23 protein-coding genes and 2 pseudogenes are annotated in these 25,405 nt (G+C 38.4%); 18 read left to right on the top strand and 7 right to left on the bottom strand.

The genetic code is table 11. From position 1 onward, the window contains the following. The first annotated feature begins 60 nt into the window (after positions 1 to 60). Entirely contained in the window at positions 61 to 1,692 is a 1,632-nt protein-coding gene (locus BR30_RS0100600) for a putative polysaccharide biosynthesis protein (RefSeq protein ID WP_026563256.1), read from the top strand. Next, positions 1,682 to 2,401, top strand: a complete 720-nt coding sequence (locus BR30_RS0100605) for a 16S rRNA pseudouridine(516) synthase (protein WP_026563257.1) — start codon at positions 1,682 to 1,684, stop codon at positions 2,399 to 2,401. Before BR30_RS0100600 ends, BR30_RS0100605 begins: the two co-directional genes overlap by 11 nt. 267 nt (positions 2,402 to 2,668) lie before the next feature. On the opposite strand, the gene BR30_RS0100610 is transcribed toward BR30_RS0100605, so the two are convergent. Beyond that, positions 2,669 to 3,103: a Dps family protein gene (locus tag BR30_RS0100610; protein WP_026563258.1), complete on the bottom strand. Its 435-nt coding sequence runs from the start codon at positions 3,101 to 3,103 to the stop codon at positions 2,669 to 2,671. A 174-nt stretch (positions 3,104 to 3,277) separates the two neighbouring features. Here BR30_RS0100610 and speD point away from each other — a divergent pair, with 174 nt between their 5' ends. The 3 genes from speD to BR30_RS0100625 all read left to right on the top strand — a co-directional run bounded on the left by speD (position 3,278) and on the right by BR30_RS0100625 (position 5,126). Then, the gene (gene speD / locus BR30_RS0100615) at positions 3,278 to 4,087 is read left to right on the top strand and encodes an adenosylmethionine decarboxylase (RefSeq protein WP_026563259.1); all 810 of its coding nucleotides are present in this window, start codon (positions 3,278 to 3,280) and stop codon (positions 4,085 to 4,087) included. Positions 4,088 to 4,349: 262 nt separating this feature from the next. After that, on the top strand, positions 4,350 to 4,775 hold the full coding sequence (locus tag BR30_RS0100620; protein WP_026563260.1) for an SRPBCC family protein: 426 nt from the start codon (positions 4,350 to 4,352) through the stop codon (positions 4,773 to 4,775). Beyond that, the gene (locus BR30_RS0100625) at positions 4,776 to 5,126 is read left to right on the top strand and encodes an ArsR/SmtB family transcription factor (RefSeq protein WP_026563261.1); all 351 of its coding nucleotides are present in this window, start codon (positions 4,776 to 4,778) and stop codon (positions 5,124 to 5,126) included. It begins immediately after the preceding gene. A 57-nt stretch (positions 5,127 to 5,183) separates the two neighbouring features. Here the strand turns inward: BR30_RS0100625 and BR30_RS0100630 are convergent, their stop codons facing one another. Both BR30_RS0100630 and BR30_RS35535 read right to left on the bottom strand, forming a co-directional pair. Then, positions 5,184 to 6,539 carry an amino acid permease gene (locus BR30_RS0100630; protein WP_026563262.1) on the bottom strand — a complete coding sequence of 452 codons (1,356 nt, stop codon included), beginning with the start codon at positions 6,537 to 6,539 and terminating at the stop codon, positions 5,184 to 5,186. A gap of 468 nt (positions 6,540 to 7,007) precedes the next feature. After that, positions 7,008 to 7,229 (bottom strand): DeoR family transcriptional regulator, encoded by a 222-nt coding sequence (locus tag BR30_RS35535; protein ID WP_081825309.1) that lies wholly within the window; start codon positions 7,227 to 7,229, stop codon positions 7,008 to 7,010. A gap of 448 nt (positions 7,230 to 7,677) precedes the next feature. On the opposite strand from BR30_RS35535, the gene dat reads away from it, so the two are divergent. Continuing rightward, positions 7,678 to 8,550, top strand: coding sequence for a D-amino-acid transaminase (dat, locus tag BR30_RS0100635; RefSeq protein WP_026563263.1), 873 nt, complete (start codon positions 7,678 to 7,680; stop codon positions 8,548 to 8,550). Between the two features lie 39 nt (positions 8,551 to 8,589). On the opposite strand, the gene cysK is transcribed toward dat, so the two are convergent. Continuing rightward, a complete protein-coding gene (cysK, locus tag BR30_RS0100640; protein ID WP_026563264.1) occupies positions 8,590 to 9,519 on the bottom strand; it encodes a cysteine synthase A in 930 nt (309 codons plus the stop codon). 169 nt (positions 9,520 to 9,688) lie between these two features. On the opposite strand from cysK, the gene thpR reads away from it, so the two are divergent. From thpR to BR30_RS0100660, 4 genes are all read left to right on the top strand, one after another. Continuing rightward, entirely contained in the window at positions 9,689 to 10,267 is a 579-nt protein-coding gene (thpR, locus tag BR30_RS0100645; RefSeq protein ID WP_026563265.1) for an RNA 2',3'-cyclic phosphodiesterase, read from the top strand. Positions 10,268 to 10,287: 20 nt separating this feature from the next. Continuing rightward, a complete protein-coding gene (locus tag BR30_RS32480) occupies positions 10,288 to 11,271 on the top strand; it encodes a diacylglycerol/lipid kinase family protein (RefSeq protein ID WP_035444914.1) in 984 nt (327 codons plus the stop codon). After that, the gene (gene pulA, locus BR30_RS0100655) at positions 11,258 to 13,390 is read left to right on the top strand and encodes a type I pullulanase (protein ID WP_026563266.1); all 2,133 of its coding nucleotides are present in this window, start codon (positions 11,258 to 11,260) and stop codon (positions 13,388 to 13,390) included. Before BR30_RS32480 ends, pulA begins: the two co-directional genes overlap by 14 nt. Before the next feature lie 216 nt (positions 13,391 to 13,606). Further along, on the top strand, positions 13,607 to 14,380 hold the full coding sequence (locus BR30_RS0100660; RefSeq protein ID WP_026563267.1) for a phosphotransferase family protein: 774 nt from the start codon (positions 13,607 to 13,609) through the stop codon (positions 14,378 to 14,380). Here BR30_RS0100660 and BR30_RS0100665 read toward each other — a convergent pair whose 3' ends face one another. Next, positions 14,381 to 14,659, bottom strand: a complete 279-nt coding sequence (locus BR30_RS0100665) for a YtzH-like family protein (protein WP_026563268.1) — start codon at positions 14,657 to 14,659, stop codon at positions 14,381 to 14,383. It abuts the gene before it with no gap. Between the two features lie 166 nt (positions 14,660 to 14,825). Here BR30_RS0100665 and trmB point away from each other — a divergent pair, with 166 nt between their 5' ends. Both trmB and BR30_RS0100675 read left to right on the top strand, forming a co-directional pair. Continuing rightward, entirely contained in the window at positions 14,826 to 15,467 is a 642-nt protein-coding gene (trmB, locus tag BR30_RS0100670; RefSeq protein WP_026563269.1) for a tRNA (guanosine(46)-N7)-methyltransferase TrmB, read from the top strand. Between the two features lie 98 nt (positions 15,468 to 15,565). Continuing rightward, positions 15,566 to 16,408 (top strand): YtnP family quorum-quenching lactonase, encoded by an 843-nt coding sequence (locus tag BR30_RS0100675; protein WP_026563270.1) that lies wholly within the window; start codon positions 15,566 to 15,568, stop codon positions 16,406 to 16,408. Between the two features lie 41 nt (positions 16,409 to 16,449). Here the strand turns inward: BR30_RS0100675 and BR30_RS0100680 are convergent, their stop codons facing one another. Next, a complete protein-coding gene (locus BR30_RS0100680; protein ID WP_026563271.1) occupies positions 16,450 to 16,779 on the bottom strand; it encodes a PepSY domain-containing protein in 330 nt (109 codons plus the stop codon). 177 nt (positions 16,780 to 16,956) lie between these two features. On the opposite strand from BR30_RS0100680, the gene BR30_RS0100685 reads away from it, so the two are divergent. The 6 genes and pseudogenes from BR30_RS0100685 to murC all read left to right on the top strand — a co-directional run bounded on the left by BR30_RS0100685 (position 16,957) and on the right by murC (position 24,103). Continuing rightward, on the top strand, positions 16,957 to 18,030 hold the full coding sequence (locus BR30_RS0100685) for a M42 family metallopeptidase (RefSeq protein WP_026563272.1): 1,074 nt from the start codon (positions 16,957 to 16,959) through the stop codon (positions 18,028 to 18,030). A gap of 63 nt (positions 18,031 to 18,093) precedes the next feature. Then, complete coding sequence (locus BR30_RS0100690; RefSeq protein WP_026563273.1) at positions 18,094 to 18,597, top strand: DUF84 family protein; 504 nt, start codon at positions 18,094 to 18,096, stop codon at positions 18,595 to 18,597. A gap of 58 nt (positions 18,598 to 18,655) precedes the next feature. Continuing rightward, positions 18,656 to 18,994: pseudogene (locus BR30_RS0100695) on the top strand (thioredoxin family protein); the annotation flags it as partial. A 90-nt stretch (positions 18,995 to 19,084) separates the two neighbouring features. Further along, entirely contained in the window at positions 19,085 to 19,873 is a 789-nt protein-coding gene (locus BR30_RS0100700) for a DUF1444 domain-containing protein (RefSeq protein ID WP_026563275.1), read from the top strand. A 1,052-nt stretch (positions 19,874 to 20,925) separates the two neighbouring features. Beyond that, positions 20,926 to 22,569, top strand: a pseudogene (locus BR30_RS38775) (DNA translocase FtsK); the annotation flags it as partial. Between the two features lie 232 nt (positions 22,570 to 22,801). Then, positions 22,802 to 24,103, top strand: a complete 1,302-nt coding sequence (gene murC / locus BR30_RS0100710) for a UDP-N-acetylmuramate--L-alanine ligase (protein WP_026563277.1) — start codon at positions 22,802 to 22,804, stop codon at positions 24,101 to 24,103. A gap of 39 nt (positions 24,104 to 24,142) precedes the next feature. Here the strand turns inward: murC and BR30_RS0100715 are convergent, their stop codons facing one another. After that, positions 24,143 to 25,258 (bottom strand): aminopeptidase, encoded by a 1,116-nt coding sequence (locus BR30_RS0100715; protein WP_026563278.1) that lies wholly within the window; start codon positions 25,256 to 25,258, stop codon positions 24,143 to 24,145. Positions 25,259 to 25,405: the final 147 nt, after the last annotated feature.

Here is a 25,405-nt window from a genome sequence, read left to right on the forward strand (position 1 = left end):
AAAAAGTCTATTTATTTTTGTGAAAAAGCGCACGTATTTCTTCGGGTAGGAAGGGATTTTATGCAGTCTAAGCTTTTAAGAGGAACATTTATATTAACGCTAGGAACGATTCTTTCAAAGGTTATTGGCTTAATTTATGTTATACCATTTTTTCAAATTGTCGGTCGGGAGGGGACTACGCTTTATCAGTTTTCCTATGTGCCGTATACGATTTTTATTAGCGTTGCAACAGCTGGTGTGCCGCTCGCCGTTTCGAAATTTATTTCAAAATATAATGCTCTTGAGGAATATGCAGTTGGCAGGAAGCTGTTTAAATCGGGTTTAGTCATTATGATGTTAACAGGGGTTATGGCTTTTCTAGTGATGTATCTTGCGGCACCGACATTAGCGGAAATGAGTGTTGGTGATAAAAAGGCAAATTTAGATAGTGTCACAACGGTCATGCGAGCTGTAAGCTTTGCGTTAATTGTTGTTCCATTCATGAGCCTCATTAGGGGTTTCTTTCAAGGGCACCAATCGATGGGACCCTCTGCACTTTCTCAAGTCGTGGAGCAAGTTGTCAGGATTGCGTTTACCCTTCTAGGGGCCTTCGCTGTCTTACATTTTTTTAATGGCAAAATGGTAACAGCTGTAAGTGTGGCGACGTTTGCTGCCTTTATTGGCGCTATAGGCGGTTTATTCGTTTTATTTTGGTATTGGTATAAACGAAAACCGTATTTAGACGAACTCCTTTTACATGATAAGGGCACAATTGATATCTCACTTAAGGATATCTATAAGGAAATTCTTGTTTATGCTTTTCCGTTCGTGTTAGTGGGAATTGCCAACCCTTTATTTCAGGCTATTGATCAATTTACCTTTAGTCAGGCAATGGCAGAAATAGGGAAAGCGAAATTTGCAGAATCCTTTTTCTCTATTTTGAACTTTGAATCCCATAAAATTGTCATTATTCCAGTTTCGCTGGCAACAGGATTTTCGTTAACCCTTGTACCAAGTATAACGAGGGCCTTCGTTGAGGGAGAAGGAGAAAGCCTAAACCAACAGTTAAATCAGACATTTCAGGTCCTGTTATTTTTAACGTTACCTGCAGCTATCGGTCTTTCGTTATTGGCAGAACCTGTTTATACGGCATTCTATCAGCATGATGTAATTGGTACGGAAGTATTAAGGGCATACGCACCTGTAGCCATTCTTTTTTCCTTATATTCTGTCACTGCAGCCATATTACAAGGGATCAACGAACAACGATTTACGGTGTTAAGTTTACTTGTTGGATTATTAATTAAACTGTCTCTAAATATTCCGTTAATAAAAATGATGGAAACAAGAGGGGCAGTATTGGCAACAACACTTGGATATGTTGCAGCCATTCTCATCAATTTTATTGTTATTAAGGCATATGCCCGTTATCCATTCCGACTTGTTTGGAGAAGGAGCTTGTTAATTGTCATCTTTGCTGGATTCATGTGGGTGGGCACAGAATTAATGTACAAACTATTATTGTTATTTCTTTCTCCGGCATCAAAAATTCAATCTGTTATAATGATTGTTATTTGTGCGGCAGTGGGCGCTGGGATTTATTTTTATCTTGGCTTAAAATCAGGACTTGCCAGCCGTTTATTTGGAGATAAACTTGATCGGATCATGAACAAATTAAAATTACCTGGGAGGAAGAGAAGCGTTGAGAATTGACAAAATGCTTGCAAACCTAGGCTATGGAAGCAGAAAAGAAGTTAAGCAACTGTTAAAAAGCAGTGCGGTTAAAGTAGATGATGTGGTTGTAAAAGATGCCAAACAGCATGTGGATCCATCCACACAAACTGTAACCTTAAACGGAGAAATTATCGAATACAAAGAATTTATTTATTTAATGATGAACAAGCCCCAAGGTGTGCTATCAGCCACAGAAGATAGTTCTACCGAAACAGTCATCGATTTATTGGAACTCGAGGACCAAGTTTATGAACCGTTTCCTGTTGGTAGATTGGATAAGGATACAGAAGGGTTGCTGCTTATCACCAATGATGGTCAATTAGCCCACCGGTTGCTTTCACCGAAAAAGCATGTTCCGAAGACGTATTTTGCGGTCATTGATCGTGAAGTGACTGAGGACGATATTGAGGCGTTTGCTAATGGCGTTACCTTGGATGATGGCTATGAAACCAAGCCCGGTGAATTGAAAATTTTAAAATCTGGCATCCGTTCTGACATTGAATTAACAATCACGGAAGGGAAATTTCATCAGGTGAAAAGAATGTTTGAAGCCGTTGGGAAAAGAGTAGTCTATCTTCAGCGGATTTCGATGGGTCCATTGCCACTCGATGAGACACTGGAATTAGGTGAATATCGAGAACTAACTGATGAAGAAGTGGAGTTACTCCGAAATTATCAAGTGAAATAGCTATATATGTGAAAAAGCAGCCTCATTGGAAGCTGCTTTTTCTCTTTTTATAGTACTAGGTACAGCTTTTTTCTCGAATAAATATTTCTATCAGCGAATTTTAAGGTTCAATCAGCGAATTTTCGCATTCTATCGGCGAATTTCTAAGTTCAATCAGCGAATTTTCACATTCTATCAGCGAACTTCTAAATTTAATATTGGAAGAAATCAGTTTTATCCCATGAAAAAAGGACAAGCCATAAGCCTTGTCCTTTTTTCATTTTCGGGTTAAGCCTGTAAAAAAGCTTGCAACATCCAGTTATGTTTGTTGAGTGTTCCGACTAAACCTAAAAACATATCACTGGTGACTTCGTCATTATTTTGGTCAGCGACCTCCATCCCAACTTTTAACTCATCAATGATTAAAGAAAAGTCATGTACAATTGCTTGTACCATTTCTTCGGCTGTAAGTGTTTCATTTGTTTCTTCAATTGTTGCAAGTTGAAGATACTCTTTAAGGGTAGAAACAGGACGGCCTCCGATCGTTAATAATTGTTCTGCAAACTCATCAATTGTAGCGGCTGCTTCTTCATATAATTCTTCAAATTTTGCGTGTAAGGTAAAGAAGTGAGGACCTTTCACATACCAGTGAAAACGATGTAATTTAGTATATAGTACATTCCAGTTGGCAATTTGTTGGTTGATTATTTGTTCGACTGTCATTTAGCATTCCTCCTAATTTCTTATCTGAATTAATTATAACACATATCAATTAAAAGTAAATATTAAATTATAATTATTATAAATAAGTCAAAAAAATAATTAACTATACGGATTTCTGGGTATCTTAATAATATTTACTTGAAAAGGATAACTTAATATTAAGGGGGAACTGTCATGAAACTTACACACGAGCAGGCAATAGAGTTACACGGCTTTAATAACTTGACGAAATCGTTAAGTTTTAATATGTATGACATTTGTTTTACTAGAACGAGGGAAGAGCGTGAAGCTTATTTAAAGTATATTGATGAACAATACAGTGCGGACAGGCTGCAAAAAATATTAAAGCATGTATCAGATATCATTGGTGCCCATGTTTTAAATGTTGCAAGCCAAGACTTTGAACCGGCTGGGGCGAGCGTGACTTTATTGGTTTCTGAGGGGCCGGTTGCGAATGCACCAGATGAATCATTTGAAGAATCACCAGGACCACTGCCAGAATCGGTAGTTATGCAGTTAGATAAGAGTCATATCACGGTTCATACATACCCGGAATTTCACCCTGATGAAGGTATCAGTACGTTTAGAGCGGATATTGATGTTTCCACTTGCGGGGAGATTTCGCCGCTGAAAGCTCTTCATTACTTAATCAGATCGTTTGAAACAGATGTAATGACGATTGATTATCGTGTGCGCGGGTTTACACGGGATAAATCGGGGCACAAGCTCTTTATTGACCATGAAATCAATTCGATTCAGAATTATATTCCGGATGATGTTGGCGAACTATTCGATATGATTGACGTCAATGTTTATCAGGAGCATATTTTTCACACGAAATGCAAACTGCGTGAATTCGATTTAAATAATTATTTATTTGGATATACCAAGGATACATTAACCCCTGATGAACATATTGAAATTACTGAGCGGTTAAAGATTGAAATGGATGAAATCTTTTATGGGAAAAATATTGTTCAATAGCATGATAAGAAGTAGAAATATAAAGACAGTGGTGTAAATCAGTTCTACGTGACCCAAACAGAATTTGAATCTAAGACTAAGGTCACGTAGAAGGAGTCTACGTGACTTAAATCATGTCAGAATCAAGATTAAAGTCACGTAGATGCAAAAAGCCTTAAAAAATTGCTTGACGTGCAACCAAATGGTGTTATATAGTGACTTTATGAAACCAAATGGTTTCGTAATGAAAAATATCGTAGCAAAATTCGAGGAGGCAATTAATATGAGTAACGAGTCACAGGCAACATTAGAGGATATAAAGTATACGGTTGTTTATAATGCTCCGATTGCAAAAGTATGGGATGCAGTAGCGACAGCAGAGGGTTTGGGTGCTTGGTTCATGCCGAATGATCTTCAGCCTATTGAAGGTCATGAATTTCATTTAAATGCAGTGCAATTTGGTATGTCTCCATGTAAGGTAACACATGTTGATCCTCCAAACCGTCTATCATTTAATTGGGGCAAGGATTGGACACTGACATTTGAACTAAAAGAACTAGATGATAAAACGGAGTTAACATTAATCCATGGCGGTTGGGATGCAAATAAAGTCACTGAATTTGGTCAACCGCATACTCCAATCCGTGAACACATGAATCAAGGCTGGGCAGGTCTTGTGAAAAAATTGCAGGGATATGTTGAGGCATAAATGGCAGCTTCCTCGGCAAAGCATGATGTCTTTCAAGCCATCGCTGATCCAACAAGAAGAAAGCTGTTAAAACTGCTTAGCAAAGAAGAGATGCCCGTAACGGCAATAAGTGAACACTTCCCGATAAGCCGTACCGCCGTGTCTAAGCATCTTCGTGTATTAGCGGAGGCAGGGCTGGTCAAGGAACGGAAAGCTGGCAGGGAAACAAGGTACAAGCTGGAGCCGGAACCGTTATATGAATTAAAAGATTGGCTCAAATATTTTGAGTTATTTTGGGAAAATAAATTATCAGCCCTTAGGCTATTTGTGGAGTCGGATGAGCAAGATACGCCAACGGATAATAAGGAATGAGAATTTTGAAAAAGCAAAAAAGGCCAACCAATTTTTTGGTGGCCTTTTCTGTTCATATTAAACTGTAATTTCATTCAACCCATTTTTTCTAACAAGAAAAGAGAGGATGATTAGCAAGCCTATTGTTGCTAGGCTTACCGATGTACCAATAATATTATTTGGATTAAACACAAATCCAATAAAGATAATACTTAAAGATACAAGTGCGAAGATTGTCGTATATGGAAACCATTTTACTTGGAACGCTGGTTGATTTTTGTAAAGTGGTCTTAGTTTTAACTGCGCTGCACAAATGCTACTCCAGAGCATCATGACTGTAAAACCTGGAATGGTCATAAGATAGCCGATTACCTGACTAGGTGTTAAATAGGCTAAAAAGACAGCTCCAAGAATACATGCACTCGTAAGCATGATTCCTGTTATTGGGATTCCCTTTGCAGAGAGTTTTGCTAAAACCTTAGGAGCAACTCCACTTTGTGCCATTGAAAATAGCGTTCTTGATGTCGCATAGATTCCCGAATTTGCAGCAGATAAAACAGCAGTCAAAAGGACAAAGTTCATAATATGCGCTGCGCCAGGTAACCCGGTTGCACTAAAGACCTGAACGAAGGGACTGTCTGTACCAGTAACTTTGTCCCAAGGCATGAGTCCACAAATGATTAGAATTGGTAAAATATAAAAAATCATGACACGCCATACGGCACCTTTAATAATTTTTGGCAATACTCGCTCGGCATCCTTTGTTTCGGTTATAGCTACCCCGATTAATTCCGCACCACCATAAGAAAACATGACGACTAAAAAGGCACTAAACGTTCCACCCATTCCGTGCGGGAAAAATCCGCCATGTGCGGTATAGTTTGAGAGCGGATCATGAATCGAACTAGGAATGATACCAAAGAGGAGTGAAAAGCCTAAGATAATAAAGGCCACTAGTGCAAAGATTTTAATTCCTGCAAACCAAAATTCTAGCTCCCCATAATTTTTTACTTGAGTTAAATTGATTCCCACGATTACAACTGCACAAAGGAAACTTAACAGCCATAAAGGTATCGTAGGAAACCAAAATTGTAGAAAACTTCCCGCTGCTAATAATTCAACAACCGTAACAAGAGTCCAGTTGATCCAGTACAGCCATCCCACCATATAAGAAACTTGGAATCCAAATGCTTTGTTTACTAAGTGCTGGACATTTAAGTTTGGAAAAGCGAGCGCCATTTCCCCAAGGGCAGCCATTATGATAAATAGTAATAGACCGCCAATTAAATAGGCAACGACTACACTAGGTCCAGCAATGGCTAATGTATCGGAACTGCCTTTAAATATTCCCGTCCCAATCATACCTGCCAAAGCCATAAACTGGACATGCCTTGGTAATAATCCTTTTTGTAAGTTCTGATGATTTTTTTTCATACTCTTCTCCCACTAAACTTTTTCACTTAAACGCTTTTAAGCGCTAAAGTATTTTTCTATAATAGTATATTACCATACTATTTAAATCTGTCAAATGGAGTCGAAGACTGAGCAGATAAGCCATATCCCCATTTTGACCTGGATAGACGCATTATTTCATTGGGAATTTTGACAGTAGGTTAAAATATTAACCAGAAGAATTTTTTTTGGTTGAAGGAAACTTTGTTTGAAGTGGCGAATATAAATAAAGTAAATTAGGAGGATGATAAATATGTTCATAACCCCTCGATTGCAGCGGAGAATTTTCATGTATTCATATGTTTTTAGAAAGCTCGGCATCTTAAGTGAACAAGAATATAACAAAATCACTAATCATGTACATGGCCGGACTTAATATTTTGACAAACAAAAAGCACCGAGAATATCTCGTGTGCTTTTTTATGCTATCCTGTTACTTTACTTTTCGTGTTAAGAAGACATTTTAACTCTCTTTTGTGTAGTCGTCCATTTTCCGCGGCTTGGGCTTATTACCAAGTCATTATAGGCTAAGACATTTAAATCTCGTTGTATGGTGCGAGGAGTGATACCAAATTCCTCTACAAGTTCCTGCGTTGTGACAGTTCCATTATTGCGAATAAACATGTAGATACATTTGATGCGGTTTAACATCCGGTTAGTCGAAGGTTTCAAAGAACCACTCCCTATCCTTTTTTCAAACCTATGGCTTAATCCCTCTACCGACAGCCTGTTTGAAGATTCCTCTTCAAGAAATATGTAGTTTTCTTTTCCGCGCAGACAACTCCTTTTTATGGATGATTACTGTGGATACGTAGATGTTGTCCATCTACCCTTATTGTAACCACAAAATCTGAAAATTTCCACCAATATACTTTATTTTACAAAATAATCTTCAAAAATTAACAAAAATTGTTCGGTTATTCGCCCTCCCTTGCAGTACTCTTACTATAGGTTATGGGTTATAATGTATGGATTATGACAAATTATTTGAATTTTTAGTTAAATTATTATTTTTAATTTTGCATAATAAAAAGTCGAAGCAAAATTGATAACAGATTTGGAAAAATGATATGGTTACTTTAATAATGATTTAAATAAAAAATAAAGGGGAAATGGGAGAATGAAATTTGCAATCATGGATGGAAAAATAATTGAGCGAACAGAGGCAAAGGTGGATGTAGAAGATCGTGGCTATCAATTTGGGGATGGTGTATACGAGGTGGTCCGTGTCTACAACGGAAAAATGTTCACAGGTACTGAACATCTAAATCGTTTAGTGAAAAGTTTAGATAGTATCGGAATCAAACTCCCATATACGATGGATCAATTAACAAATTTGCTGAAAGAACTGATTGAGAAAAATAACCTTCAGCTAGGAACGATTTATATGCAAATTTCGAGAGGAGTCGCCCCTCGTAATCATGCTTTCCCAACAGAAAATGTGAGGCCAAGTCTAGTAGCATATACGAAGGAAGTATCTAGGCCGTTAGAGAGTTTGAAGATGGGTGTAAAAACAATCGTTACAGAAGATATTCGCTGGCTGCGCTGTGATATTAAAAGTTTAAATTTACTAGGAAATTTATTAGCAAAACAAAAAGCTTCCGAAGTGGACTGCTTTGAGGCAATTCAACATCGCAGCGGGGATGTGACGGAAGGAAGTTCATCAAATATTTATATAATTAAAAATGGCAAGATAATCACACATCAGTCGGATAACTTAATTTTAAAAGGAATTACAAAAGATGTTATTTTGCAGGTCTGCGAAAGAAATAACATTGTTGTTGAGGAACGAACATTTACTCTTGATGAATTAAAAGATGCTGAGGAAGTGTTCCTTTCAAGTACGACGGCAGAAGTAATGCCAATTATTGAAGTGGATGGGAAGCGTGTAGGGGATGGTTTACCTGGTCCTGTCACCCAAAGATTGCAGGAATGGTTTGAGCTAGAAATTGAAAAACAATGTGGAGCACTTATTGACAAAATTCTTCAATAGCAATAAAGACGTGAACACGGAAGTGTCCACGTCTTTTACTTAAAATTGAAATAAATCACTAGTTAAATACCGTTCCCCTGTATCGCAAGCAATACAAACAACGACATCATTAGGGGTTAATCGTTTGGCAACTTCTATCGCAGCAAAGCAAGCCCCACCCGAGGATGGCCCGACAAGAATTCCTTCTTCTGTAGCCAGCCTGCGCGCAATATCATAGGCATCTTCATCATTGATTTGATGGATTTCATCATAGACATCCTGATTAAGTATGTCTGGAATAAATCCTGGACTTGTTCCAACAAGTTTGTGCTTACCAGGTTTGCCGCCAGACAAAACAGGCGAGCCTTTTGGTTCCACCACGTGGACGGTTATATTTTCAAAATGTGCTTTTAAGGTTTCGCCTGTACCAGTAATGGTTCCCCCTGTTCCGGCGGTGGCAACAAAGGCAGCAAGCGGTTTTCCAAGTTCGTTCATTGCTGCGATAATTTCTACAGCGGTCGTATGTCGGTGTGCATCTGAGTTCGCATGATTTTCAAATTGCATCGGGACAAAGCTATTGGGAATCTCGCTGGCTAATTCAAGTGCTTTTTTTATGGCCCCTGGCATTTTTTCATCCCCACGTGTAAGGACAACTTCCGCACCGTATGCCCTTAAAATACTGATTCTTTCTTGCGTCATCGTATCAGGCATGACGATAATAGATTTATATCCTCGTGCCGCAGCATTCATGGCAAGGCCAATCCCTGTATTTCCACTTGTCGGCTCGATAATAGTGGAACCTTTGGTTAATTTTCCAGCCTTTTCAGCTTCCACAATCATATTAAATGCTGCACGGTCTTTTACACTTTTACTAGGATTAAAGTATTCCAACTTTAAATAAACCGATGCCCCATCCTTAGGTGCTAATCGATTTAGTTTAACGAGTGGTGTATCTCCGATTAGTTCAGCTATATTATTGACTACTTTCAAGAGGCCCGCGTCCTTTCCATCCTTTGAAGTAAATACCTAATACTTAATTTCATAACTAATAATAAATAAATATTAACTCTTTGTAAAAAAAATCGGCTAATTGTCTGTCTGCTAATAGATACATTTAGGACAAAATAGACTAGAATTATTTATAGAAGGGAACATAACTATGGAAAAACAATCCCATTATTTCTTTGCCGTAAGAATACCAGAGCATACGAAACTAGTGATGAGAGACCATGTGGAAAAAATCAGGGAAAGGATCCCGTTTAGCCGATGGGTCCATTATCAGGATTTACATATAACCCTAGCGTTTCTTGGCGGTGCTCCGTCTGATAAATTAACAGAAGCAGTTAAAAACGTTAAAATTGCCCTTAGCGATGAGACATCACTAACATTGAACATCAACAAACTTGGATTTTTCGGTAATGTTACTTCCCCCCGTGTTTTTTGGGCCGATACAGAGGAAAGCTCACATTTACAAATAATTAGAAAAAAAGTATTTTCCGCTTCTGAGCAGGCAGGGTTTCAACTGGAAACAAGACCATTCCGTCCCCATATTACTCTTGCGAGAAAATGGATAGGCGAACATCCTTTCCAAAACGAAATGCTTAAATTGTGGGAAGAACTCCAGCCTACGCCCCTTTCATTTGATGCTGTTGATGTGGTGCTTTATCAAACACACCTGAACAAAACACCAAAGTATGAAGCAATAAAAATATATCCTTTAACCAGCACAAAAACATAAAATAAATAAAGGTTGGTAGTATGAAGCAAATATACTTTATTATTAATCCCAAAGCTGGCAACGGTCATTGCTTTAAGATATGGGAAAGAGTGGAGCACCAACTAAAAGCTAATCATGTAAAGTACCTTGCATTTTTTACCGAATACCCTGGACATGCTAAGTTCCTTGCAAGCCAAATTGCGCAAAAGAATTCTGAGCAAAAGATAGTTATTGCTGTGGGTGGAGATGGAACGATGCACGAGGTGATGAATGGGGCAGTCAAGGATAATAAAATTACACTAGGATTTATTCCTGGCGGGTCTGGAAATGACTTTTCTAGAGGTTTTCAAATTCCTGTTGATCCTATTGAAGCATTAGCAGTAATACTCCGTCTGGCAAAACAAAAGGGTTTGTCAATCGATATTGGGAAAATTACAGTGGCTGAATCAAATGAACACTTTTTTATTAATAACATGGGTGCTGGATTTGATGCCATCATTTCTTATGAAGTGAATCACTCCCGGATGAAAGCCATATTAAATAAACTTTCGATGGGCAGAATGGTTTATGTTTATTTTTTGTTAAAAAAATTATTTACTTATAAAACCTCAACAATTGATTTATCAATTGACGGGAAAAAGCATATATTTGAACAGACATGGTTTGTAACTGCTTCCAATCAACCCTATTATGGCGGTGGGATGAAAATTGCCCCTGCAGCTGAACCAGATGATGGCCTTTTTGACATTACCGTGGTCCATCAATTATCACGATGGAAACTGCTGCTTGTTTTTATAAGTGTATTTTGGGGAAAGCACATCCATTTTAAAGAAGTGAAAACTTATACGGGCAGGAGTGTTTCCATCCATTCTCCAACAAAACTTTTTGTCCATGCCGATGGGGAGCATATCGGATTTACACCATTGAAGATAGACCTTCAAGCAAGCGCGCTGGAAGTGTTAACAAGAAGATTAGGTCCGAAAGAAGTGGAGATGAAAGAGAGGGACTCGAATGATTGCTACTGACCGAAATTTCTTTGCCTATCTAGATGAGATGAAGATCATTACGATTCTTCTTCCTCTTTCCTATCATCACGGATTGTCGTCCTCCTTTTCGATTACAACCGATTTTCAAGAACACACATTGAAAATCCTCGAGAAGAGACAAATAGATAATAAAATGAAATATATTTGTGAATTTTCAAAAGAGTTTTCCTTTGAAAAACAATATGTGATTATCGACGAGCATGGAGGGAAAACCGACCTCCAAATTGGTGCCGTGATTCGAACTGAAGAATTTGACGAGAAATTTTATTATGACGGAAAGGATCTCGGTGTTACCTTTCAACCGGGGCTAACCCGGTTTAAGCTTTGGGCACCTACCGCCACACAGGTTAAATTAAAGTTACGTCCATCGAATAGCAGTTTTTCAGAAATTGTAAAAATGAAACGAGAAGATCACGGCATTTGGACCGTTTCTGTTAACCGTGATTTAGAGCTCTATCAATATAGTTTTCTTATCTTAGTCAATCAAGAATGGCGTGAGGCTGTCGATCCTTATGCTAAAGCTGTGACCGTTAATGGAGAACTTGGAGTGGTTGTAAAACTTGATAATACCCAGCGATCGCGTCCTAACTTACCTGAAATTGAAAATTCAGTGGATGCCATCATATATGAGACCCACATAAGGGACTTAACGATTCATCCAAAAAGTGGTGTAAAGAATAAGGGTCTTTATCTAGGTGCTGGCGAGCAAAATACAAAAGGAATGGATGGGGAACCTACGGGGTTAGCGTATATTAAAGACTTAGGTGTTACCCATATTGAATTTCTTCCTTTCCATGATTTTGCAGGTGTGGATGAACTGCATCGAAATAAGGAATATAATTGGGGATACAATCCTCTTCATTTCAATGCCCCTGAAGGAAGCTATTCAACGAATCCTGCCAATCCATATTCAAGAATTATCGAATTAAAGCAGTTAATTGATCAAGTTCATAGTCTTGGCCTTAGAGTAATCATGGACGTCGTATATAATCATGTTTATGTTCGTGAGACTTCATCCTTTGAAAAGGTGGTTCCAGGTTATTATTTTCGTCATAACGAGATTGGACTTCCTTCAAATGGTACGGGAGTAGGAAATGATATTGCTTCGGAACGCAAAATGGTCAGAAAATATATTTTGAATTCAATTCAATATTGGTTGGAGGAATATCATATTGATGGGTTTCGCTTTGATTTAATGGGAATCCTGGATGTGGAGACGATGAAAGAGGTAAGGAAAGTTTGTGATAGGCTTTCAACAGGGACGATAATCATTGGTGAAGGCTGGAACCTCAACACACCACTTCCTTCAGAGCAAAAAGCAACAATCGGAAATCAGGCGAAAATGCCACATATCGCTCAATTCAATGATAAATTTCGTGATTCTATAAAAGGGAGTTCATTTAACTTATTTGATAAAGGCTTTGCCTTAGGTAATGATCATTATCTCGGGGCAGCAAATGAAGTTATAACTGGCAGCATCGGTTTTACCAAACAGGGGCAAGGTACTTTTAATGAACCCTTTCAGTCATTAAATTATGTAGAATGTCATGATAACCACACGATGTGGGATAAACTTCAAGCATGTCTCCCCGATGCTGATGATTCTTTACGAATAAAGTATCATCGGCTCGCCACAGCGATTGTTTTGTTGTCTCAGGGAATCCCCTTTCTACACAGTGGCCAAGAGTTCTTTCGAACAAAAAAGGGGGAAGGGAATAGTTATCGTTCCTCTGATGAAATCAATCAACTGGACTGGGAAAGAAAGATTATTTATAAAGATAACGTAGAATATGTAAAAGGACTGATTCAAGTACGTAAGGAATTTTCTTGTTTCCGAATGAGAACTTCTGTAGAAATCCGATCACATATCCACCAAATGCCCTTAGCTTCACCCCTGTTGGGTTATTGGTTTAAAGGTGATAATGAACTAATCTTACTAATCAATCCCACCACTAAAGAGCATAAAATTACGTTACCCGACGGGGATTGGACGGTCTTAGTTGATCATGAAAACGCAGGGATTACTGCCAAGCGGATTATGTATGGGAAAGAACTGAGTATCGAGCCAGTCTCCATAAATGTTTTGCTAAAAAAATAGTTTCTGGAGATATACTTGACGAAAAAAGGTAATTCAAGATAAAATTTAATAAGATGGCTATTGTGTGCAATGGTTTCAATAGCTTTTTTTTTATTTCAAAAAAATAAAAGCTGTTGATGAAACTGTGGTAATATAAGACCTTCCGGCAGCGCAGGTTATACCCCTGATATAGGGGAATAAGCCCATAAGAACGGCATAAATTGAAGGTGAGCAATTTTGGATCATATACTAGGACAAGAGTGGGAAATTACCCCTGCTGGAGGCAAAACAGGTGAAGCCTTTTATGCAAAATATAAAGATCAAAGGCTTTTTTTGAAGCGGAATTCGTCTCCGTTCCTTGCCGTATTATCAGCGGAAGGTATTGTTCCAAAGCTTGTTTGGACAAAAAGGTTGGAAAGTGGAGACGTAATTACTGCTCAGCAGTGGCTTCCCGGTAGAGAACTAAAGCCGTCAGAAATGAATCAAAAACTCGTTGCAAGACTGCTAAAGAAGATTCATTGCTCAGAACCAATGCTGGGTATGTTAAGCCGGATAGAGACTTCTCCATTACATCCAGAGCCTATTTTGAAATCGGTGGTAAACGAGTTAGATGAGCAGGTACTTTCCTTGCCTGAAGTGCAAAATGCAATGAACTTTTTAAAAAAGGAAGCATTAAATGTCTATTGCGATGAGAAAGTGGTTTGTCATGGAGATGTTAACCATAACAACTGGCTGCTTGCGGAAGACAACCAGTTGTATCTGATTGATTGGGACGGGGCAATGATCGCAGACCCCGCCATTGACCTAGGATTGCTCCTTTATTGGTATATTCCAAAAGAGAATTGGCAGGATTGGTTAAGCATGTATGGCAAAGAGCTGACTGATAACCTAAAGTTACGAATGAAATGGTATGTGACCATTCAGACGCTTTCTTCAATTCAATGGTATAAGAATAAAAATCGCTTGGAAGAAATGAACAAATGGATAAAGTTCTTAGATGAAATTCTCTAATTAGGAAAATTGATCAATATTACTTACCCAACTTGATAAGTTTTCTTGGTTAGATAAAATGTGTTGATCCAAATCAGCTGTACCAACTCCATGGTGGCTGTATTGGTATACTTCCTGTAAGATATTCTTAACATTTTGATCAATCTCAGTGTTTACCATAAGAGATTTCACTAATCGCTCTAATTGTTCACATTCGGCAACAGACCCGCAGCAATCGGTTTGATGATTGTTTAATATATCTTTTAATAAAGTGACTTGGTCATCATGACTTAATGGCATGAATGTACACCCTCTCAAGTGTTATTTAAAAACAAGAATTCACACTGTTAGGTTGTGAATTCTTTTTTTGTTTATTCATGATCTTATTTTCCATTAAGTTAAACTTGTACTGAAAAATGGTGCATGATATATGTAACGAACAAAATTATTTTTAGGAGTGTCATAAATGAGAGTTAGACATAAACCTTGGGCAAAGGAAAAAATAGAGCAGCATCCTCAATATATTGTTGCCAATCCTGAAGAACATAAAGGAAAATGGCATGAAGTTTTTAATAACAATCAGCCACTTCATATTGAGGTGGGTACAGGCAAAGGTCAATTTATTACGGAAATGGCTAGAGCGAATCCGACGATAAATTATATTGGTATTGAATTATACGACAGTGTCATCATTACCGCACTGGAACGTTTAATTGAAGCCGATTTACCGAACCTCAGGCTCCTTAATGTAAATGCAGTGGATTTGCCGAAATATTTTGCCAAGAATGATGTGGACCAGGTCTATTTGAACTTCTCTGATCCATGGCCAAAATATCGTCATAGAAAAAGAAGATTAACTTATAAGGACTTCCTAAAGCTTTATGAGGATATTATGGCTGATGGTGGAGAAATCCATTTTAAAACGGACAATCAAGGGTTATTTGAACATTCTTTAATTAGCTTTTCAGAGTACGGATTATTATTAAAGTACATTAGTCTAGACCTCCATAAAAGTGATTATGAAGGTAACATCATGACTGAGTACGAAGAGAAATTTTCAGAAAAAGGAAGCCGTATTTATCGCTGCGAAGTAAAATATCAAAACTAACTTTTTCAGGACAGTTCATTAGTGAGCTGTTCTTTTTTATTTCTTCAAATAATCAGACAATGTTAAAATATAGAAAAGGAGCAAAGGGGGAAGAATCGTTGGAAACAGTAAAAGTTGGCGGTGTGACACTAACCTGGTTATCAGGAGGCGTAACAAATTTAGATGGCGGTGCTATGTTTGGAGTTGTACCGAAAGGAATGTGGGCGAAAAAATACCCCTCTAATGAAAGAAATCTAATTGAATTACCAACAGATCCGATGTTCATTCAAATGGATGGGAAAAATTTCTTAGTCGAAACGGGGATTGGTAAAGGGAAATTATCAGAAAAACAATTAAGAAATTTTGGTGTAACGAAAGAATCAGAACTGGATGAATCTTTAGCTAAGTTAGGTTTGCATGCAGAAGATATCGACTACGTCTTGATGACTCATTTGCATTTTGACCATGCAGGCGGCCTGACAAAGGTAGAGAATGGACAGTACGTTTCTGCCTTTCCTAATGCAAAAATCATTACCTCACAAGTAGAATGGGATGAAATGCGTAATCCTAATATTCGTTCGAAAAATACATATTGGAGAGAAAACTGGGAAGCGATTGAAGCTCAGGTAATTCCTTTTGAAGAAAAATGGAACTTAGGGGCGCTGACCATGGTTCATACTAGCGGTCACAGTAATGGACATTCGATTCTAGTCATAGAGGACCGGGGAGAAATGTTAATTCATATGGCTGATCTGATGGCAACTCATGCCCATCAACCTGTGTTATGGGTGATGGCTTATGACGACTATCCAATGACCTCGATTGCAGCTAAGGAAAAATGGCTTCCATATGGATTACAGAACGACGCATGGTTTAGTTTTTATCACGATGCTTTTTACCGGGCAGTGAAATGGGATTCAGATGGAAAGCAAATTGTTGAAAGTATTAAAAGAGAAAATTAAGCAAAAAAATAGCCGTAACCTGTCAGGTACGGCTATTCTTACTATGAAACAAGTTCGTTGGACAAAGATCGAATATCCAAAAGGGTACCTGTTTGGGCATCGGCAATGAATTCGAATTGCTCGGTTGTACCATCATTGTTTTTAGAAATGCCTCCTTTGTAAACGAGGTAATTGATGTGCTGCTTTTCATACGGCTCTGCTTCCATATGTATCCAGGAACCATTGATTGGTCCATTCTTAGTAAATTGCTTTTTAACTTGTTCTAATACTTTTTCGGGCGATACATTAGTTTTACTATAAATGATTTCTTTGGCAGCATACCCGCTAATCATACCGACCGCTGCACCGAGGAGAAATGACTTCCAGTTCATAAAGGACCTCCCAAGATAAATTTGGAAAAGATAGGATTCTCTTCTCAGTATATCGTATTTATGGATAGGAACATACTATTACAAATATTAAATTCAATTGATGGAAAGAGAAACCAATGTTCTGTAAAATTAAATATATACATAAATTAACTCGAGAAACGTAAAGGAGCTCAAAAAATGAACGATCAAACCTTAAAACTTTTTCAAACATTAACAGAACTTCCCGGTGCTCCCGGAAATGAACATTTAGTCAGAAAATTTATGAGGGAACAATTATCTCAATACGCAGATGAGCTAGTTCAAGATAATCTGGGCAGTATTTTTGGCATGAAAAGAGGAGTGGAGACAGGCCCGACGGTCATGGTTGCCGGTCATATGGATGAAGTAGGCTTCATGGTAACGGCTATTACGGAAAATGGAATGCTTCGTTTTCAGCCGCTCGGCGGCTGGTGGAGTCAAGTAATTCTTGCCCAGCGTGTTCAAGTGATGACTAATAATGGCCCAGTGATTGGTGTCGTTGGTTCGATCCCCCCACATCTTTTAGACGATGCAAAACGTAATAAACCTATGGAAATTAAAAATATGTTGATAGATATCGGTGCAGATAATCGTGAAGATGCGAAACGGTTGGGGATTATGCCAGGGCAGGCAATTCTGCCAATTTGTCCATTTACGCCGATGGCCAATCCGAAAAAAATATTAGCCAAAGCATGGGATAACCGCTATGGTTGTGGTTTAGCTATTGAGTTACTTCAGGAATTAAAAGATGAGGCTTTACCAAATACACTATTTTCAGGGGCAACGGTCCAAGAAGAAGTCGGTTTACGTGGTGCCCAAACTGCCGCTAATATGATTAATCCGGATATCTTTTTTGCACTCGACGCAAGTCCAGCTAATGATATGACGGGCGATAAAAATGAATTTGGCCAATTAGGTAAAGGGGCATTGCTTCGCATCCTTGACCGGACAATGGTCACGCACCGTGGGATGAGAGAGTTTGTCCTCGATACAGCTGAAACGCATAAAATTCCTTACCAATATTTTGTTTCACAGGGAGGAACAGATGCCGGCCGGGTCCATCAATCAAATGAGGGTATTCCAAGTGCGGTTATTGGTATATGCTCGCGTTATATTCATACCCATGCTTCAATCGTTCATGTGGATGATTATGCAGCTGCGAAAGAACTAATTGTTAAACTAGTCAAGGCATGTGACAAAACAACGGTTGATACGATTAAAGCTAACAGTTAAGTTGATGTTTTTAGGGGGCATTTTTATGCTCCCTTTACTTTGTCAAAAGGAGTACATATCATCATGAAAATTATCATTGGGTCAAAGAACCCTGCTAAAATTACTGCGGTGAAAAATTGTTTTACTGAGACACATGAGTTTATTGACTTAGACATTCCATCAGGTGTTAATGAGCAGCCGTTTTCCGACGAAGAAACAATTAAAGGAGCTATTAATCGGGCAAAAGGTGCCTTAAACTTAGGAAGTGGTGATATTGGGATTGGACTTGAAGGAGGTGTACAAGAAACGAGTTATGGATTATTTATTTGTAACTGGGGAGCACTTGTAGCCAACGATAGAGAACCGATTATTGCCGGCGGGGCAAGAATTCCTCTTCCGGAAGAAGTAGCGGTCCGATTAAGGGCAGGTGAAGAACTCGGACCAGTTATGGAAGATTATGTGAAAAGTAAAAATGTAAGGAAACAAGAGGGGGCGGTCGGTATTTTTACTAACGGAATGGTCAATCGCTCTGAAATGTTTACTCATGTTATGAACCTATTAGTGGGACAATACAAAAGGGGCAGATGATTGGACTGAAAAGCAGTCTACTGCTATGATTTAAGAAGATAGCAATAAAAATGAGCAAAAGTTTCAAACGGAGGCGTTGAATTTGAAGAATTTAGAGTCAGTAGAGCAATTTGAACAGCTGCGCGATCATGGAAAAACAATTTTCATGTTTTCTGCAGGCTGGTGTCCAGATTGTCGAATTATTGAGCCAATTTTACCAGAAATAGAATCAAAATTTAATGAGTATACATTTATTCATGTTGATCGAGATGAGTATATCGATATATGCCAACAATTAGATGTCTTCGGAATCCCAAGCTTTATCGCATTTGAAAACGGAAACGAACTAGGCAGATTCGTAAGCAAAGACCGAAAGACACAAGAAGAAATAGAAAACTTTATTTCAGGTTTAAAATAATGAGTAAGTAACTCTCCATCACTTTGAGATGGAGGGTTTTTAATGTAAAATAGACATGCAGCTCCTAAAATGGAGGAATTCAAAATGAAAATGGATAGCAGAGTAATGAGAACCGAATTAGAGAGGCGCTTGGCTCGTGAAGATCGGATGATTTCCTATGATCGGGAGAAGGACCAACTGCGCTTTGAAAGTAAAGAGTCAGGCAAAGGAATAACAGTCGCTTTGCCTGGGATTATTGCCAAATGGCATATCGAAAAGGAAAAAGCCATCGATGAAGTCGTTTATTATATCGAAGAAGGGCTTCGAGCTATGGAGGACGCAGTTCAGTTAACCGATCATGAGAAAAAAATCTTCCCCGTAATTCGCTCCTCATCCTTCCCAATGGAAGCAGAAGAGGGGGTGCCATTTTTAATTGATGAGCACACCGCGGAAACAAAGATTTATTATGCCTATGACCAAGGCAATACCTATCGGTTAATCGACTCTCGTATCATGGCAAAAGAGGGCTGGGAAGCAAACAGAATTAAGGAAATTGCTTTATTTAATGCCAGATCCCTTTCTACTCCTCTAAAAGAGGATCAAGTCGCCGGCAACAGCTTTTACTTTTTAAACACAAATGATGGATACGATGCGAGCCGGATCTTAAATAAGGTGTTCTTAAATGAATTCGAAAAGAAGATGACGGGGACGATGGTGCTGGCTGTTCCACACCAGGATGTGTTAATTATTGCTGATATTCGTAATGATCGAGGGTATGATGTGATGGCTCAAATGGCCATGAGCTTTTTTGCAAATGGTCGTGTGCCAATTACAGCCTTATCATTTTTATATGAAAATGGTGAATTAGAACCTATTTTTATTTTAGGAAAAAACAAATAATTAAAAATAGATAAAGGATCACATTCAAAGTGATCTTTTTTCATTGAACTATTTTCACAGAGTGTATTTTGCCTCATTTATTAGAATTATGTCGAAAAAATCTAAAAAACTGATAGAATAAAGTGATAGATTTAAAGTAGTTAGTAGAAAGAGTGATAGTTTTGAGCTGGTTCCAAAACCTATTTCAAAAATTAAGAAAAGAAGAAGATGATGATGAATTTGAAAGTTACATAATACATAAACAAGAAGGTCTGCCGTTTCTAAACAAAAATGAAAATTTTAAGGATTTAGAGACCAAGGTATCTTATCAATACCCAAAAGGGAGTAATCATCTTTTTCATCCGCCAAAACTTAAGGAAACACCAAAGGCAAAAGGAGAAACATTACGTCCAAAACATAGGGAAACACTCAAGATAAAAGAAGAAACATTACGCCAAAAAAGAAAAAATTTGCACCCAGAACCGGATAAGAGAATCATTAAGGAAAAACCAGAAGTTCAAACGGTTAAACAGGAACTGCCTAAACTTAAAAAAGAACCATCTATGAAGAAGAGCGTTCCCTTCCAACCGACAGAAATTCCTTCTCCCGTTTTTGGGTTTAATCGTCCGAAGAATACGAATAAAATTGTCGAGCATGAATTAAGCCACTTTCTAGAAGAGGATGAAAAAAATCTGATGGACAGTCTAACTCCTTCAGAAAGCATGTCAACTGAAATAGAAATCACTAAACAATCAGAAATTGACATGGAAATCCACGAAGTGGAAACATTTCATGGAGAAATGATTCAAAAAGAATTCGTAGTAGAAGCACAGGATGAAGACTCATATGAAGAGGTAAAAGAATTAATAGCAACAGCAAACGATTCAAACGATTCAAATGATGCAGAAGAGGATTTACCAGAACTAGAGACCATATTAGAATTAGAAACTATATTAGAACCAGAGTCCGAATCAGAACTAGAGATCATCACAGAACCTGAGACCATCTCAAGACCAGAAACTACACCAGAACCAGAGACTACACCAGAACCAGAGACTACACCAGTACCAGAGACTACACCAGAACCCACAGTACCAAAGCGTTCCCATTTGCCATTTAATGTGATGATGTTAAAACAAGATAAACAAAAATGGGAAGAGCGAAAGAGAAATAGGGGATTGGAAGCGCAAGTTGTGCGGCCGCAAGAACATGTGCAGCCGGAACAGAATAACCAAGTAATCGATCTATTCCCAAGAGAGGAAGAAATCACCCAGGATAAACCAGATGATAGTCATTATGTGCTCCCAACATCTAGTTTGCTTAATCCTCCTGTGACAGTGGTGAATGATACGAAATGGTTATTAGAGCAAGAGGAAATTTTAAACGAAACATTAAAAAACTTTAATGTCGGTGCCAGTGTCGTTAATGTAACACAAGGTCCTTCGGTAACTCGTTTTGAAGTTCAGCCGGAGCCAGGTGTCAAGGTAAACAAAATTACCAACTTAACTGATGATATTAAGTTAAGCCTTGCTGCTAGAGATATTAGGATGGAGGCTCCCATCCCAGGAAAGCATACGATTGGGATTGAAGTTCCCAACCAAAAGTCACGTCCTGTATTCATTAACGAAATTATTCAAAGTAGTACTTTCAATGAATCTACCTCGCCCTTAACAGCTGTGCTTGGTCTGGATATTGCCGGAAAGCCGATTGTCACAGACTTGAAGAAAATGCCGCATGGTTTGATTGCTGGTGCGACAGGGTCAGGGAAGAGTGTGTGCATTAATACTATTTTAGTTAGCTTACTTTTTAAAGCCAGGCCAGAAGACTTGAAGCTATTATTAATTGACCCAAAAATGGTCGAACTCGCACCATACAACCGTATTCCACATCTTGTCAGTCCGGTTATTACGGATGTTAAGGCGGCGACAGCTGCATTAAAATGGGCGGTCGACGAAATGGAAAGACGCTACGAATTGTTTGCCCATACCGGTGTTCGTGACATTAATCGCTTTAACGAACTGGCAATAAAGCATAAACAGTATGCGGACAAACTTCCATTTATTGTGATTATTATCGATGAGTTAGCCGACTTAATGATGATGTCACCAGCAGATGTGGAAGAAGCTATTTGTAGAATTGCTCAAAAGGCAAGAGCCTGTGGGATTCATTTAATTGTCGCCACACAAAGGCCATCAGTTGATGTAATAACCGGCTTAATTAAAGCCAATATTCCTACCCGAATCGCCTTTTCTGTTTCTTCTCAAGTGGATTCACGCACAATCATTGATATTAGCGGGGCAGAAAAGTTACTTGGCCGCGGTGATATGTTATTTTTAGAAAATGGTTCATCTAAACCTGTCCGCTTGCAAGGAACGTTTGTCTCGGATGAAGAAATTGATCTGGTCGTAGGTCACGTAAGGGAACAGCGCGAACCAGATTACTTGTTTGAGCAAGAAGAATTATTAAAAAAAGCTCAAGTAACGGAAACGGAAGATGAACTTTTTTATGAGGCCTGTGAATTTATCATTGAACAAGGCGGAGCATCAACATCAAGTCTGCAAAGGCGCTTTAAAATAGGCTATAATCGTGCTGCAAGATTGATGGATATGCTTGAGACTAGTGGCTATATTACTAGTGCAAATGGAAGCAAAGCGCGTGAAGTATTAATTACCCAAGCAGATTTAGAATCGATTTTAGAGGCTAATGCAAATAATTAATTGATAGTATTCTTTCATGACTAGGACAAATAATATATAGTGAAAAAACTAGCCAGAATTTAAAGAATTTGTTTGCAAATAGTTTTTCAGGCTAATTAATGATATAATTATTAAATATGTTTTTTAGAGGTTATTGAAGTTATAGTGTACAATAGCCCTCTGTTTTCTTGTTAGCAAATACAGACAGATGTCATATACTGTTTTACAGATAGACGTTGTTGGAGGTTCTTCTATGACTATTTACCATTTTGTCGGTATAAAGGGGTCTGGAATGAGTGCACTCGCACAAGTTCTGCATGATATGAAATTTCAGGTGCAAGGCTCCGATGTCGAAAAGCGCTTTTTTACACAACTGGCCCTTGAGCAATCAGGGATTACCATTCTTCCTTTCCAAAAGGAGAATATCAAGCCAGGAATGACGATTATTGCAGGGAATGCTTTTCCAGATACACATGAGGAAATTCAAGAGGCGATGAAACTCGGGCTTCCTATTGTTCGTTACCACCGGTTTTTAGGTGATTTTATGCAAAACTTTACTAGTGTAGCAGTTACTGGTGCGCACGGAAAGACGTCTACAACAGGCTTACTTGCCCATGTGATTGAAGGAGCTAAGCCAACATCATTTTTAATTGGTGATGGGACAGGTAAAGGAAAAGAAGGCTCAGAATATTTCGTATTTGAAGCTTGTGAATACAGAAGACACTTCTTGTCTTACTTCCCTGATTATGCAATCATGACGAATATTGATTTTGATCATCCTGATTATTTTGCAAACATTGATGATGTCTTTTCTGCGTTTCAAGAGATGGCCATCCAAGTGAAAAAAGGAATATTTGCTTATGGAGATGATGAACAGCTTCAGAAAATTCAGGCAAAGGTTCCCGTCTTGTTTTATGGTTTTGGCGAGGAAAATGACTATCAAGCAAAAAACCTTGTGAAGACAACTACTGGAACGACTTTTGATGTTTTCATTCGTAATACATTCTATGACACATTCACTATCCCAACTTTCGGCGATCATAGCGTTTTAAACGCACTTGCCGTTATCGGTCTGTGTCATTATGAAGAACTTAGTGTAGAAGTAGTGAAGAACCAATTAATGACCTTCCAAGGTGTAAAGAGAAGATTTTCAGAAAAAAGAATTGGTTCACAAATATTAATCGATGATTATGCCCATCATCCGACTGAAATTAAAGCAACAATTGATGCGGCTAAGCAAAAATATCCCGACCGTAAGATTGTGACGGTCTTCCAACCACATACTTTTTCACGCACTCAAGCGTTCCTTGAAGACTTTGCCAAAAGTTTAAGAGAAGCAGATAAAGCCTATTTATGTGAGATTTTTGGGTCTGCTCGTGAAAATCATGGAAAACTAACCATCAAAGACCTTCAGGCAAGAATCGATGGGTCTGAAGTCATTTCGGAAGAAAATACTTCAGTTTTAAATGACTATGACAATAGCGTCATTATTTTTATGGGGGCTGGAGACATTCAAAAGTTCCAAGAATCCTATGAAAAACAGTTAGCGAACTAAAAAAGAAAGGATGCCAGCATATAGTTGGCATCCTTTTTTTTATTTTAGATTATCAGGGTTTAACACTTCTAATTCGGGAAGAACAAATAGGCCATCTTTTCGAATTAAGACATCGTCAAAGTAGATTTCTCCACCGCCATACTCCGGCCGCTGAATATTAACCATATCCCAGTGAATATTGGAATGGTTGCCATTAAAGGCATCATCATAACATTGCCCAGGTGTAAAATGGAAGCTGCCAGCAATTTTTTCATCGAACAAGATATCTTGCATTGGATTAAGGATAAATGGATTAACGCCAATGGCAAATTCTCCAATATACCGCGCACCTTCATCAGTATCAAAGATTTTATTAATCCGACTAGAATCATTTGACTCTGCTTCAACAATCTTTCCATCTCGGAAGGTTAACTTCACATTTTCAAACGTAAACCCTTGGTATGGTGATGGGGTGTTATACGTAATTACGCCATTGACAGAGTCGCGAACAGGGGCCGTATAGACCTCACCGTCAGGAATATTTAATCGTCCTGCACATTTTATGGCTGGTATATCCTTAATTGAAAAGCTAAGGTCTGTTCCTGGACCTGTGATTCGTACTTTGTCTGTTCGGTCCATTAGCTCTTTCAGACTGTCCATTGCTTTATCCATTTTTCCGTAATCGAGGTTACAAACATCAAAATAAAAGTCTTCAAATGCCTCTGTACTCATCTTAGCTAATTGAGCCATGGAAGAAGTTGGGTAGCGAAGGACAACCCATTTTGTCTTTGGAACACGAATGTCGCGATGAACTTTTTTACCAATCGTATTTCCGTGGATTTTCATTTTATCATCTGGGACATCGGATTGTTCACTGATGTTATCACCGGAACGAAGACCTATGTATGCATCCATTTTACTCATTACATTTGCTTCGAATTCGGCCATCATGTTAAATTGCTCTTCTTGTGCTCCGAATAGGAGTGAACGGTCTACCTGATGGTCCTTTAACAGCACAAATGGGTATCCCCCGGCTAAGTAGGCTTCCTTTACGAGGGCGGTCACAAGCTCACGCTGCAGCCCGAAGTTCTCAATTAAAACCTTTTCTCCTTTTTGAAGCTGGACCGAATAATTAATTAAGTTTTTTGCTAGTTTCTCAATACGAGGATCTTTCATTCTTTACGCCTCCAACAAAAAATTATGTTCTTACTAACATATTGTAACCGAATCAAGCCTTAAAGTTGAAAAATAAAACTATAGTGGCCATACATGTTGAAATTTTTTAAAGAAACGGCAGGAAAAGAGGACAAAAATATGGAAGTA

The organism is Bacillus sp. UNC41MFS5 (assembly GCF_000686805.1).